Source organism: Photorhabdus heterorhabditis, from assembly GCF_001280945.1.
GTDB classification, from domain to species: domain Bacteria; phylum Pseudomonadota; class Gammaproteobacteria; order Enterobacterales; family Enterobacteriaceae; genus Photorhabdus; species Photorhabdus heterorhabditis.
Map to the genome: position 1 here is coordinate 1 of NZ_LJCS01000085.1, position 13634 is coordinate 13634.

The window sequence follows — 13634 nt, forward strand, 5'->3', positions numbered from 1 at the left end:
CAATAATATTAATCACATAGCTTAATGTTTTTTACATAGGTATTAGGTGACGCCCAGGATATTCTTTTACATACCAAATAATTCTCACTTTTTAATTTGTAATCCACATAAAAAGATAGGGGGAAACTCGAAAAAAATGAGATGACAGTTATCATCCCAAAACATTTAATAAAATTATCGTGATATTTTGGGCAACGGCCAGTTATATTAAAGTAAATAACAAAAATCATGCTATATGAAAGCAGGGGAAAAGAAAAGAATATTATAAAAACAGGACCTGAGAATATTATTTTATCATCCATTTTAATTAAGGAAGTTAAATTTTCCCCTGTCGAAAATAAAGTAAATAACGTTAAAGTAAAAATAGTAAAAGCGCCGATGATATGTACAATCTTTTTTTTATTTATCATAACCCCTCCAGTTATGCAGAAATTAAACACAATAATATTAATCACATAGTTTAATGTTTTTTACATAGGTATTAGGTGACGCCCAGGATATTCTTTTACATACAAAATAATTCTCACTTTTTAATTTGTAATCCACATAAAAAGATAGGGGAAAACTCGAAAAAAATGAGATGATAGTTATCATCCCAAAACAGTTAATAAAATCATCATGATATTTTGGACAACGGTCAGTTATATTAAAGAAAATAACAAAAATCATGCTATATGAAATCAGAGGAAAAGAAAAAAATATTATAAAAACAGGACCTGAGAATATTATTTTATCATCCATTTTAACTAAAGAAATTAAATTTTCCCCTGCCAAAAAGAAAGCACATGACGATAAAATAAAAATAGAAAAAGCACCTATAATATGCATGATCTTTTTTTTATTTACCATAATTCATCCAGTTATGAAGAAATTGATTGAAATTAGCTTCTGGTGTTCTTGGTTTTCTCTCTATTTCTTTTTTAATCAAATTAATCACAGTTTCACTAAGTTTAAATTTTTTATCTAATGAATCAAGTATAGATACTGTTGCAACACCTACTAAAAGCATAATACCAGCCACAACAATTACGCTAGCACCAGTAGCAAATGCAGTTGCTGCAAAAGTCCCAATAACCCAAGAAGCAAAAGCCCCTACTGCCGCCTTAGCCAGATCTACTGCAATATTGCCTAAGAAATCAGCCAGTGTGTATTCATCCTTAAAGATGTATTCAACCGCCCGATAAGCTGCGGAGAATAAGATATTGAATTTAACTCCCTTAACTATGCCACTATTTATTCCTTGTTGCCCTATCCCCATAGATATAATCTTCATATTAGAAGCGCTGTATCTTGAAGCCGTGATGATTTTTCTAAGCCCCGCATGACCTGAAATTTTAATATATTTTTGCCCATGTTTACCAACATACTCTGTGGCTTTAATTCCTAATCTTTTAAATTCTCTTACTACATTTGTAAAGTCAAAAGCATCGCGTATATTACCTGCATAGGGTGATATGGGATCGGCAACCGAAAACACTTTCTTCATAAATGGGCTTTTGGGTTTTGGCGAATCAATATCCTCTAAAACATTTTTCGCTTCTTCTAAGGATAGCAGTGCAATATATGTTGTATTCTCGTTTAACTGTTTCTCAAGATCAATCGTATCAAAGAACTGATGTTGATCCCTAAATTGATTAATTCCAACATTACCTGTTAGAAAGTCCCCCATATAACCCTCCCAAGAGGGCCTATATCTTTTATGTGTCATCGTGAAACTTCCTTTAATATTCTTAAAATCAAAAATTGTCACATCGGTATTTAACGGATGGAGTTTCCAATTTGAGTATAACATCATTGTGTAAAAAAAAGCCACATCGATTATATAATAACTCAAACCCTTTACAGGCTTAGGCTTTTATCATGCTTAAAACTGAGTAACAGAGCAAAGCCTCCCATCTAAATCTGATTTAACCTGATGAGGTGAGAATGAATATATAAGTATGAAAATGATAAAATAAAATGCTTTAAATTCTGTTTTCCCAACCCTTTCAGACAAACAAAACGATTAACTCGAACAGGTAAATAAAAGCCTCAGTGCTTTAGAAAGGAACCCCGGTATTAAAGCTATTTATCTACTTATTTATCCTTTTTTCGGAAAGAAAGGGTTGCTTTTTATTAAGTATAATCATCGTGGTTTGCTTCGTAAAATAACGGCGAGAAAATATTTTAATATGAATCTATTTATATTGTATTTTTTTCTTGCTGATTTATTTTCAATTCTTTTTTAATGTTTAATTAATTTATATTAAACATAATTTACTATTTGTTTGAAAATTTCATTTTTTGAATTAAATTAGCCTGTTCATATGAAAGTTTTAATCTCTTTATATACCCAATAGATTTCAAGATGGATCGCGACGGCAAGGGAGCGAATCCCCGGGAGCATAGATAACTATGTGACCGGGGTGAGTGAGTGCAGCTAACAAAGAGGCAACTTGAAAGATAACAGGTATATTCACGCTTTTAAATGGTCAGGTTGGAGGTCTGGAAGAGTTGTCTGGTGGGAAGAGGGAAATTCAAAAAAATCCCTCGATTTTCAATCGGGGGATTTGTGTAGGAAAGACCGCAGATCAGGGGATTATCTGGTTAAAATTGACAAATAAGAGCTGTATCAAGGCAATTTCGTTGAAAATCATCCCAAAAACCTTGGGGATGAGCCTCAATATCGCTTTTTAATAGCATGGGTTTTTGCCATCTAAATTGTTTGAACCCCGCTTTTTGGATCGCTGTTTGATATTGCTCACGACTCCAATGATACATAGTGAAAGGGCTGGGTGGTGTGGTAAGAAATTCAGCTCTCACGAAAGTTGTGTCTTTCACGGGCTCTTTACTCAGAATTTTTATACCATAATTCTCATAATTAACTTTTTCTAATTGACAATCAGGTTCAAAGGTATACGCAATTAGTTTACCGGAAGGCTTGAGATGCTCGGCAATAACACGAAACATAGTTTCAAGGTCTTCAAGAGATTCTGCATGGCAGAATAACCAGGCTGCATTGACTATGTCAAATTTGCCAAATGACTCCATCTTGCAGACATTTCTTACGTGAAATTCGATGTCGTCACCGTATTGTTGTGATTTGCTTTTCGCAATGGCTATCATGTTCTCTGATATATCGACTCCAATGACTTTTGACGCACCACGATTTTTGTATTCTCGACTAAAAAGACCATATCCACAGGCTAAATCTAATACTGATTTCCCGTGTATATCTCCTGCCAGATCGAACATAGTTCTGATTTCTACTTTGATATGGTCAGTACTATCTGAAAAGCTCTCGTAAAGATGTGCAATAGGGTCATATAAAGCGTCATTTTTCATGTTTTTTATCCTTAGATAAAGGCCAAAGTACTTTATTTGTCGAAGAGATGTATTATTTAGTATGAATTTAATAATTACTGAAAGTTTTTTCTTATTATATGTTAATACATTAGTGATGAATTAGATATGATTTTTATATTGGTTAATTTTCGGGTAAATGTCAGGGAATAAATATAAGACACTTATGATATTTTTTTGGGAACTATTATTCTTATAATAATTATGTCATATCATTAATTGTTGAAATGATCGATATTCTCAGCATTAAACAATAGAGAAATACCAATAATCCGTCGTTATACTTTGTCCTTTAATGTATTCGCACCATCATGTCTTTCTTTCGTGCCGGCTTTTTCAGCCTCAGGGTGAGACAGGCTCTTGATAAAGTTCAGGGTGAGTAGAATGACCCGAGTGATCTGACCGTTCTACTCACCCTGGCGAGTTTAAAAATCCTCTGTCAGGTGAAGTTAGGAATTTCACATTTGAGATATTCTTTTATCTTTGATTTCAGATTTAGCACCTTTGATCAGCGTAGGTGGCATATGTATATTTTGCTGATTTATTTGTTGCTCAATATGTTGCACTACGTAAGCGGCATCCTGATCGATTCCCAGAAAACGTCCAGAACCCCATGTATATAACCACGGTAAACCAATAAACGTGACATCCGGATCAATGGTAATACCACGGTCATGTTCTGGATAACCATTGGTTTGAAAAATATCTAAATCAATCCAGGAATAATCTGGTCTAAAACCAATACACCAAATCACCGAAGTGATATTTTCTTTTGCTAAATCAATGTGTGTGATTTCCCGCTCAGGTTGCCAAACCGATTGATACACCGAGGCAGGTTCATCGGTAGTAATATTGTTTTTCTCTACATACTCATCAATCGAGGCATTAATGCGATTATAAGTGTCATCAGCACTGTCTAGGTTTTCTGATAAATTAGGTTTAAACCAGAATTGACCCTCTTTAAAGTCATCAAAATGTCCGAACAATTGCATTCCTTCTAAGGCAAATTTACGCAGGTCAATATCACGCCCACCGTCTCTCCCTGTAACATAGTGGTTGGTACTGTTACGTACTTCTTCACGGTAACGATGATTTTTGACAGTCGTTTCGTAATAACCCATATCAAACAGCCATTTCACTACATCTTTGCCGCGATAAAAGCGAGCACAACGTGGGGCATTGCCTGTCGATAAATAGACTTTTTTGCCTGCCAGATGTAAATCTTCGGCAATTTGTGCACCGGATTGCCCTGACCCGACCACCAACACCGCACCTTTAGGCAGTTGATCTACATTTAAATATTCTTCCGAATGCATCACTTTCACATGCTCTGGCAAGGCATCACTGAGTTTTGGATAAATCGGGGTGTGATACCCACCTGCTGCAACGACAAGCTGTTTGGCTGTGGTTGTGCCGTGATTGGTTTTAATGACAAACTGATGTGCGGCCACTTTTTTCACGTGTTCTACCTGAATATTTAAAATGGCAGGAGGATGGGTTTTTTCAATAAATTCGTCAAGATAGGCCACAATCTCAGGCTTTGTCATAAAACCGTCGGGGTCGTTCCCTTGATAAGGATGTTCAGGCAATAAACACTGCCAGTTCGGTGTTACTAAGGTAAAATTATCCCAACGTTTACGACGCCAGCTATGAGTTAACTCGGATTCTTTTTCCAATATCACATGGTCAATGCCTGCTGTTTGTAAATAATGACTGATACATAAACCAGCCTGACCACCACCAACAATCACCACATCATAATTGGGCTGTAACATTTGATTTTGGATACTTAACATGGAATATCCCTCTCATTGATTCGTCATTTCAATCACTTCAATTTGATCTTCTGGATTTAGCCCGAAGAGTTTGGCCTGGCGTTTGATCAGCGCCAGATTGTCCATGGCCGAACTACAGAAAAAGCCATAACGTGCCCGTACCCTTTCCGATGCGGCATGCAGACCATTTTCAACTTGATGCAAGAACTGCGTACTTGGATAAGGTTGTCCAATAGATAGATATTCATAAATCACCGTTGAGGGTGAGTAATATTGAGTCAACTTCCCATCAGGCCATTTCACAGTAAAATTCACACTGGGCATAACATAGACTCCTGCTGACTTTGAGGTTTAATCTGTACGGATTGAGCCGGTAACTTTTTTAAAGCATCGGCATAACAAAAACCGGTAAACACCTGGTGGTTAAAATCCCAAAATATGTCGTATTGCTGCTGTTGCTGTACGGTAACTACACCATTGACATTGGTTTCACCAATCACCGCGCAGGTAATGCCCTGACGATGAAACAGTTCGATAATGTCTTCACATTCATTTGCATCGGCAGTCAGTAGAAAACCAAAACTGGGGAAGATTTGTAGCCATTTAAACCAGTCCACATCATCAGGTTTAGGCATGGCATCCAGGTTAATATGTGCCCCTGATGCCGTGGCTTCGAGCAGCATCAATAAACTGCCTAAGATGCCAGCATTGCTAATATCACGGGCGGCATGAACCAGATTTGCCTCTGCCAATTGCGGCAATAAGGCAATTTGTGACTGTAAAATGTGGTCAGGCACACGCTCAAAGCATTTCCAATAAGTGGTCTCGGGGTGGAATTGTCCTTGCAAATTTAAAGCAATCAGAATTTTTTGTTGTGGTTTGACATGTAATACCGAGAGCAGTTTTCGCGCTATACCTTGAATCGCAACGGATAAAGTGGGCTGATAAACGACCCCAAGATGGGTATGCCCGCCAACCAATAGCACACCATAAGCACGACAAGCATCCTGCATACCTTGCATTAATAACTGGGCATGTTCGCTACTGGTATGCCACAAACTATTCACTACTGATAATGCCCGCCCACCCATTGCAGCAATATCACTCATATTCGCCATGACCGCTGACCATCCTGCAAAATAAGGATGATTAGCCACAAAACTGGGTAACATGCCTTCACAGGCGTGCAATATATATTGACCATTTAGCAACAGCGCCGCCGTGTCATCTCCAGGATGGGCATATAAGCTATCCAATGAATTTACATGGCAAGTTGTGTTGATTGAAACACTGTTAGCAATCGCCAGCTTAGACTGTATAGCGGGTGTCTGTTTTAACATTTCGAGTAATTGACTGAGTTCCATCAGCGCGTCTCCTTCTGCATATAGGCTTGTATCGGGACATGCGGTAGCGGATAGTTTTCAATCTGTGCCTGCATCAACACATGCGGAATGTTGGCAACGGTCAACTGATGCAAACTATCCCAACACAACCTTTGGAAATAGCGTTCGTTTTGACTTTGCACGGTGGCTAAGAAAGTACGACATCCCAAGTTTTTGGCGGTGGATACCGCGGTATTGATTAACGCTTTACCAATGATGTGGCGACGCCGATATAAAGGTTCTACGCATAAACGCCCGCCATACCACGTTTGTTCGCCATCAGGGAAGATCCGTACTGCACCAATCACTCGGTCATGCTCACCAAACATCTTCTCAATGGCAACGATACCTAATGCTTTAACATCGTATTCGTCACGATCTTCTTGCAAGATTTTCTGTTCATCGCGAAAGGTTATTTCACGCAAACGATAATATTGGCGACGCTCCCAATCTTCCGACACTATTTTGATGGCAATGTCATCGCTAAGAAATTGTTTTAGCCCTTCATAAGGAGAGTGAGAAAGTTCCATATCACATTCTCCTTATTCATACGCTTTCAGCGAAGAGCAAGCGCCACATTTGGCGCAGCCTGCTTGAGTGTTTTCTGAGTTCAAACCATGTTGTTTGAGTTGTTGTCCAATTTTTGGATAAAGCGACTGCATAAAAGCTTGAGCCGGTTTAGGATGATGTTCTAATGGTGTACCTTGAATCGGCACAAACGGTACCACAAATGGATACACGCCAATTTCAGTCAGTTGGGCGGTCATCTCCACGATTTCCTGTTCGGTGTCGCCCAAACCAGCCAAAATGTAGGTACTAACCTGTCCCCGACCGAACACCGCGACGGCGGCCTCAAATGCCGCGAAATATTTTTCCAACGATACTTCGGCTTTGCCCGGCATAATTTTCTGCCGTACACGCTCGCTCACTGCCTCTAGGTGCATCCCAATCGACACCGCTCCTGCATCTTTTAAACGTTGAAACCAGGCAAAATCATCAGGTGGCTCGCACTGTACCTGTATTGGCAACTCGACTTGCGCCTTAATCGCTTTAACTGAGTCATATAAAATCTTGGCGCCACGATCTCCTGTGTTTGGCGTACCGGTGGTGATCACCATTTGCTTGATGCCATCCAGCTCAACGGCGGCTTTCGCTACCTCAGCCAATTGTTCCGGGCGTTTACGGATTAAGGTTCGCCCCTCTTTTAATGACTGATCAATCGAGCAAAATTGGCAGGCAGTTGCCTTATCCTTCATACGAATGCAATGTTGTAACACCGTTGTCGCCAGCACATCACGGCTATGTAAGGTGGCAATTTGTTCGTAGGCAATGCCTTCTGCGGTTTTTAAATCGTAAAAACGTGGCCGTGCAGGCGCAGTTAAGGTCGCCACAGGAATCCGGTTTTTAAAGACAATCACTTTGTCAGAGTACGGTTCAGGTTTGGCGGTATAGGGAGAATCTTGTGCTGCAAGGTTCAGCACCGGAATCATCATGGTCTGCCCGTCAAGGCTCAGCGCTTTATGATCACTTGGTCCAGCGCCGCCTTTACGGGACAAGCCAAACTTGCCTTCCCATTTCAGACCATTACATTGCAAATCGGTTAATAGTTGTATTGCAGACATCTTTAACCCCCTATCGATTAGGTTTACATCAATACGGTTTCGACATGTTTTTCATTGAGTTTTGAGAGCTTTTCGGGATGACTTTGATCTGACGTTTCAACTTTCAGTTCGTGTAATACCTGTGTTGGACGACGATCAATCAATAGGCTGAGCAATTCAGGACGGCTATAATGTCCAATCGAATCCATCATACGCTTGCGTTTATCAATCAGGCTGAAGTCCAGATCGGCAATGCAATAACCTTCCCCTTGTGTAACCGGTTCAGTCAGGAATTTGCCTTCGGGATAGACAATGGCGGTAAAACATCCTCCCGAAATTGGACCGATATCACAGCCAGTATCCTGCATAATCTGCTGCTGTTGTTCAGGATGTAGCCATGCGGTGGCATTGATCACAAAACAGCCGGACTCTAATGCATGGTGTTGAATGGTGGCGCGGATTTGATCGGCAAAGACTTGCCCTACCAACGAACCAGGAAACATAGCGGCATGAATTTGCTCACCATCTGCCATTAAGGCAAAACGTGCCAACGGGTTGTAATGTTCCCAACATGCCAGCGAACCAATACGTCCCACCGCAGAATTAATGGCACGTAAACCGCTGCCATCACCTTGCCCCCACACCATTCGTTCATGGTAAGTTGGGGTAATTTTGCGGCGATGCTGAATGATTGAACCATCAGCATCAAATAACAGTTGCGCGTTGTAAATCGTACTGCCTGCACGTTCATTAATGCCAATCGACACCACCATGTTGGCCTCAAAACAGGCTTGACCAATCGTTAAGGTTGCTTCGGAAGGTACAACCACCGATTCATTCAACAGCTTTAAATGCTCTTTACCCATGGCAAATGGCGGTTGTACAAAGGAGAAATAAGGGTAATAAGGCACGACGGTTTCAGGAAAGACTGCGAATTGCACGCCTTGTTTTCCAAGCTCTAAAATAATGTCACAGATTTTTTTTACTGTTGCGGCTTGACTGTAAAGCACTGGGCTACATTGTACTGCGGCAGCTTTAATTATTCGGTTCATAACCTTATCCCCTGTTTATGTTTATTTAGGCCGTCCAGGTATCAATGATTAAGGCATTATCGCGGCGCATCAGCAGTCTTAAATCCATCACATCCAATGGATTAATAGGACGAATTCCGGGAATAAGCGCTTTTTCGGTTTGACCATACATCGCTTGCAACGCAAAACGACAAGCATAGACTTCGCCACCTTCTGCCATAAAGGCTTTCAACTGATTATTGACGGCCAGATGACCGGGAAAAGCTTCTGCCCCTAAAGTTGGAAAACCGCGTTGTACACCCAACTGCACACCTGGGCCGTAAAGCAAGATTTTGGTTTCAAAGCCTTTACGCAATAAACGCTTTGCCTGTAACACATTGAGCAGTCCAATTGATCCCTCAAATGCAACGGTATGGAAAGTCACCAATGCCTTTTCACCTGGTTGGGCTTTGACGTCCTCAAACACTTTTTCCTCATAATCAACAAGAAAATCGCCGTCTTTATATTGTTCAATATCGATCTTTGGCATAACCAACTCCTAGTTCAATGTTATTTGGGAATGAACCAACATGTAGTCTAGTCTGACTGTATTAATGCGAGAGCTGTGCCAAGTTGTATTTTGGAGTGGAAGTTAATTCTTATTGCATTGAAAAATATCATTTAATTTTTATAAAAATATTTTTTATGGAGATAAATTGGACTACTAGGGAATTAGGGTTTTTCGTAGTATTATGAAATTTCATAGCTTAAATTATGAAATTTCATAGTATGAATACGACCGACTTTATTTCGAACTGGGTAGTTTCTGAAAATTCGATTCGCCCGTTGGTGTTTGAACACGCGCCACAGGCATTAATTGTGTTAGATCCACACCTGAATCAATTTATTGATGTGAATATTAGCGCCACCCAATTATTACGATATGAACGTCATGAAATTATTCAAAAAACGGTAACTTCCATTTTTGGTCATTTCAGACAGCTGCCGTACCTTGTGGCATTTACCGAAGAAGCGTTGGTAAAAGGTCGGGCCTGGAACAATGAGCTGTATACCTTGGATAAAAATGGTGAAAAAATCCAGTTGGATATTACTTCTATTTCATTGCCCTATAAAAATAAAACCTTGCTGATATGGTCGCTGGTGGATGTCAAAGATTTAGAACAGCGCCAACTCAATAAAAATGCTGATGAAGTCATCGGCACAGGTTTAAAAGAACAGCAAGTTTTACAAGAGCTGTTTATTGATTCCGATACAGGCAAGCATTTATTGCTGAGTTCAGTTGGTGACGGTATTTACAGTATCAACAAACAAGGCTTGTGTACCTTTATTAACCCTGTCGGGGCGAAAATGTTGGGGCTGCAACCTGAAGATGTACTGAGTAATAATATCCATCAGATTCATCACCATACCCATGAAAATGGCGAACACTATTCTGTAGAAGAGTGCCCGATTTATGCGGCGGTACATGACGGTATTGTGCATGAAGGTGTTCAGGAAATTTTTTGGCGTCGTGATGGCAGCTGTTTTCCAGTGGAATTTACCAGTACCCCTGTGATTCGTGACAGAGAAATTATTGGCGCGGTAGTGGTGTTCCGCAATATTACTGATCGGCTGAATACTGAAAGGCAACTGACCCATGCCCTTGAAGAATTGCAAGATTTAAAAAGCCGACTGGAACAGCAAAATGAATATCTGCAAGAAGAAATTTTACAAGAAAATCAATACCATGAAATTATTGGTAGTAGTGCATCCATTTTACAGATTATCGAAAAAATCAAGGTGGTTGCCCCAACCGATGCTAATGTAATGATTTATGGTGAATCGGGTACAGGCAAGGAACTGATTGCTCGGGCTATTCACCAATCCAGTCACCGTAAACAGCAACCACTTATTCGGGTCAACTGTGCCGCCATTCCTTCGGAACTGTTTGAAAGTGAATTTTTCGGACATGTCAAAGGTGCATTTACTGGGGCTGTGCGTGATCGTGCCGGACGTTTTGAATTGGCAGATCAGGGCACACTGTTTTTAGATGAAATTGGCGAAATTCCTATCGAGCTACAAAGTAAGTTATTGCGTGTATTGCAGGAAGGCACCTTTGAGCGGGTCGGTGAAGAGAAAACGCGGCAGGTGAATGTGCGGATTATTGCCGCTACCAACCGCAATTTAAAAGAAGAAGTTAAACACAAACACTTTCGTGAAGATCTGTATTTCCGTTTAAATGTATTCCCGATTTATTCACCTGCCTTACGTGACCGTAAAGAAGATATTCCGCTTTTGGTTACACACTTTACGAAGTTGATTTGTGACAAGCGTAAAATTAATTATCTGCCATTTTCACAAAAGCATATTTTAGGACTACAGCAATATGACTGGCCTGGTAATATTCGTGAGCTGCAAAATGTCATTGAACGCGCACTTATTACAGCCAAACAAGGCGCTGTTTCCTTTCAATATTTGCTAGAACAAGATCAACCGCAAAATGAAGCTCTGCATCGGAATATTCATAATGAACTTCAACAAATCGAAGACGTGCTGACCATGCAACAACTAAAAAACTTGGAAATTAAAAATTTCTCTCTTGCCGTTAAACAATGCAAAGGGAAAATTTTCGGTGATGATGGCGCAGCAAAATTGTTGGGAATGAACCCAACGACATTGATCTCACGCTTAAAGAAATTGAGGATTGATTATTAAAAAGCTTATCTTGAGTTTGGAAAATGCGCCTTATACCCAATGGATTTCAAGATGGATCGCGACGGTAAGGGCGCGAATCCCCGGGAGCATAGATAACTCTGTGGCCGGGGTAAGTGAGTGCAGTCAACCAAGAGGCAACTTGAAAGATAACGGGTATACGGGTATATATGTATTAACACCTTTTTATAAATTAAGGTGCGGTACTATTTTGGGGATCAATATCGAAAGCCAAGAGGAAACTACGGCTAATCAATGCGTCGTCAGAGCCTTATAGAAATTAGGGTCGTCCTGGATGATAGCTAACACTTTTGCCGCTAGTCCTGTCGGATTTCGACGCTTCTGCTCCCAGCTTTTAATTGTATCAAGGCTAGTGCCTAAAGCCTCCGCCATCTCTGCCTGTGAAATGTTAAGTTGAGCACGGATGGCTTTAACATCGGCAACTTTGTATTGGGTCACACGCGCTGCAGCTTTATTACCTTGTTTAATTTCAACTGCTTCTTCGAGGGATGCTTTCAACTCGTCAAAAAAACTCATGTTACACCTCATTTTTTAGTAATTTTGTTAGTTTTTTCAGTTCTGCTTTCTCGGCATCCGTTAAGCTATCTTTTTTACTTTTCGGATAAACCATCACCAGATAGATAATATCTTCAGTCGCTAGAAGATAGATAACTCTGGCACTACCGCTTTTTCCCTGTGAACCTATAGCCATTCTGATTTAATGCCATCTTTTGAAAGCTGAACAGTGATCCAGATAGCGTCAGCTTTATTCTCCAGGGATTTGGAAATTGCGTACTCGGTATTTTCAGGTGCATCACCCGTACCAGCACGATGAGCGATAATTTGTGGTGTTGTTGCGAAAGCGCTGACAGAGCAGCAAAGTAGGATTGTAGCGGTAATTCCGTGTCGCATAATTTTCTCCATAATATCCAGTTATAGTTAAATTAAAATAATTAACACCATAAATAATTTCTTAATGAAATCAATTTTGAATGTAACACGGTTTTTTTAAATTTTAAGTGAGAATTTGAATTTTTTTACATTTGTTATGTGCTTGTTGTAAATACTGTTTTACTGAACTGGAAGAAACTTGCAGTTGATCAGCGATTTCGTTGTAACGTAGACCTTGCAGTTGTGCTAACAGAAAAGCTTTTTTTACCCGGCTTGGTAATTTATCAAGAGTGATTTCTAATTTTTCAAGTTGTTCAAATACAGCAAATTTGCTTTCTGTAGAAGGCATAGTCGTTTCTGGTATGGCGCTCACATACTCTAAATAGTTTTCCTCAATTTTTCTCCGGCGGTAATAATTGGCAATCAGGCAGCGGGCCACGGTTGTCAGAAAAGGCCGTGGCTGACGGATATTTGATACGTTTGAGCGAGACAGAATGTTCAGGAAAGTGTCCTGGGTTAGATCTTCTGCATGGCAGGGACAAGGGACTTTGTGGAGTAGCCAATTATATAACCAGTCATAATGCTCAGAATAAAATTGATGAGTAAAACTATTAGGTTCAGATGTGGCTTTCTGCGTTGGCATTATGATTTCTAACAATCTTAACAAATGATAATGATTATTATTTTTATATAGCCATTGACTGTCAAGTTATTGTTATCAAGTTACGTTCCCTCATAGAGAGGGAACTATCAGGTGAGAAATCAGAACTTCTGGGAGACACTGAATTTAATATTAACCCGAATTCTGGATAAGAAATTGACGAGAAGCCTGTTCCAGGAGCAAAGTTTTGGTGCAGACCCAAAAACAGCTCCGAGGGGGAACAGGCTATGGACAACTTAGTTGAAATTTTCTGTGATGTC

General features: G+C 40.0%; 14 protein-coding genes and 2 pseudogenes. 1 reads left to right on the top strand and 15 read right to left on the bottom strand.

The genetic code is table 11. The annotated features are described in order from the left end of the window. Positions 1-8: 8 nt before the first annotated feature. The 11 genes from AM629_RS19115 to AM629_RS19165 all read right to left on the bottom strand — a co-directional run bounded on the left by AM629_RS19115 (position 9) and on the right by AM629_RS19165 (position 9660). Positions 9-410 carry a DUF1240 domain-containing protein gene (locus tag AM629_RS19115; protein ID WP_054481114.1) on the bottom strand — a complete coding sequence of 134 codons (402 nt, stop codon included), beginning with the start codon at positions 408-410 and terminating at the stop codon, positions 9-11. A gap of 37 nt (positions 411-447) precedes the next feature. Continuing rightward, positions 448-849 carry a DUF1240 domain-containing protein gene (locus tag AM629_RS19120; protein WP_054481116.1) on the bottom strand — a complete coding sequence of 134 codons (402 nt, stop codon included), beginning with the start codon at positions 847-849 and terminating at the stop codon, positions 448-450. Beyond that, positions 839-1708, bottom strand: a complete 870-nt coding sequence (locus AM629_RS19125) for a hypothetical protein (protein WP_072161947.1) — start codon at positions 1706-1708, stop codon at positions 839-841. Before AM629_RS19125 ends, AM629_RS19120 begins: the two co-directional genes overlap by 11 nt. An 878-nt stretch (positions 1709-2586) precedes the next feature. Next, complete coding sequence (locus AM629_RS19130) at positions 2587-3324, bottom strand: class I SAM-dependent DNA methyltransferase (RefSeq protein ID WP_054481118.1); 738 nt, start codon at positions 3322-3324, stop codon at positions 2587-2589. 476 nt (positions 3325-3800) lie between these two features. Then, entirely contained in the window at positions 3801-5138 is a 1338-nt protein-coding gene (locus tag AM629_RS19135) for an MSMEG_0569 family flavin-dependent oxidoreductase (protein WP_054481120.1), read from the bottom strand. A gap of 12 nt (positions 5139-5150) precedes the next feature. Then, the gene (locus tag AM629_RS19140; RefSeq protein ID WP_054481122.1) at positions 5151-5441 is read right to left on the bottom strand and encodes an MSMEG_0570 family nitrogen starvation response protein; all 291 of its coding nucleotides are present in this window, start codon (positions 5439-5441) and stop codon (positions 5151-5153) included. After that, positions 5429-6481, bottom strand: a complete 1053-nt coding sequence (locus AM629_RS19145; RefSeq protein ID WP_188093293.1) for a sll0787 family AIR synthase-like protein — start codon at positions 6479-6481, stop codon at positions 5429-5431. Before AM629_RS19145 ends, AM629_RS19140 begins: the two co-directional genes overlap by 13 nt. Continuing rightward, entirely contained in the window at positions 6481-7029 is a 549-nt protein-coding gene (locus tag AM629_RS19150; RefSeq protein ID WP_054481126.1) for an MSMEG_0567/Sll0786 family nitrogen starvation N-acetyltransferase, read from the bottom strand. Before AM629_RS19150 ends, AM629_RS19145 begins: the two co-directional genes overlap by 1 nt. Before the next feature lie 12 nt (positions 7030-7041). Next, on the bottom strand, positions 7042-8121 hold the full coding sequence (locus tag AM629_RS19155; RefSeq protein WP_054481128.1) for an MSMEG_0568 family radical SAM protein: 1080 nt from the start codon (positions 8119-8121) through the stop codon (positions 7042-7044). A gap of 23 nt (positions 8122-8144) precedes the next feature. Further along, positions 8145-9152 carry a Nit6803 family nitrilase gene (locus AM629_RS19160; RefSeq protein WP_054481131.1) on the bottom strand — a complete coding sequence of 336 codons (1008 nt, stop codon included), beginning with the start codon at positions 9150-9152 and terminating at the stop codon, positions 8145-8147. Between the two features lie 25 nt (positions 9153-9177). Beyond that, the gene (locus AM629_RS19165) at positions 9178-9660 is read right to left on the bottom strand and encodes an MSMEG_0572/Sll0783 family nitrogen starvation response protein (protein WP_054481132.1); all 483 of its coding nucleotides are present in this window, start codon (positions 9658-9660) and stop codon (positions 9178-9180) included. A 239-nt stretch (positions 9661-9899) separates the two neighbouring features. Here AM629_RS19165 and AM629_RS19170 point away from each other — a divergent pair, with 239 nt between their 5' ends. Continuing rightward, positions 9900-11825: a sigma 54-interacting transcriptional regulator gene (locus AM629_RS19170; protein WP_200905777.1), complete on the top strand. Its 1926-nt coding sequence runs from the start codon at positions 9900-9902 to the stop codon at positions 11823-11825. Positions 11826-12074: 249 nt separating this feature from the next. Here the strand turns inward: AM629_RS19170 and nadS are convergent, their stop codons facing one another. The 4 genes and pseudogenes from nadS to AM629_RS19190 all read right to left on the bottom strand — a co-directional run bounded on the left by nadS (position 12075) and on the right by AM629_RS19190 (position 13356). Beyond that, positions 12075-12359 carry a NadS family protein gene (nadS, locus tag AM629_RS19175; RefSeq protein WP_054481137.1) on the bottom strand — a complete coding sequence of 95 codons (285 nt, stop codon included), beginning with the start codon at positions 12357-12359 and terminating at the stop codon, positions 12075-12077. A gap of 1 nt (position 12360) precedes the next feature. After that, positions 12361-12540, bottom strand: a pseudogene (locus AM629_RS19180) (type II toxin-antitoxin system RelE/ParE family toxin); the annotation flags it as partial. 2 nt (positions 12541-12542) lie between these two features. Continuing rightward, positions 12543-12734: pseudogene (locus AM629_RS19185) on the bottom strand (glycerophosphodiester phosphodiesterase family protein); the annotation flags it as partial. 103 nt (positions 12735-12837) lie between these two features. Further along, entirely contained in the window at positions 12838-13356 is a 519-nt protein-coding gene (locus tag AM629_RS19190) for a sigma-70 family RNA polymerase sigma factor (RefSeq protein WP_054481145.1), read from the bottom strand. Between the last annotated feature and the right edge of the window lie 278 nt (positions 13357-13634).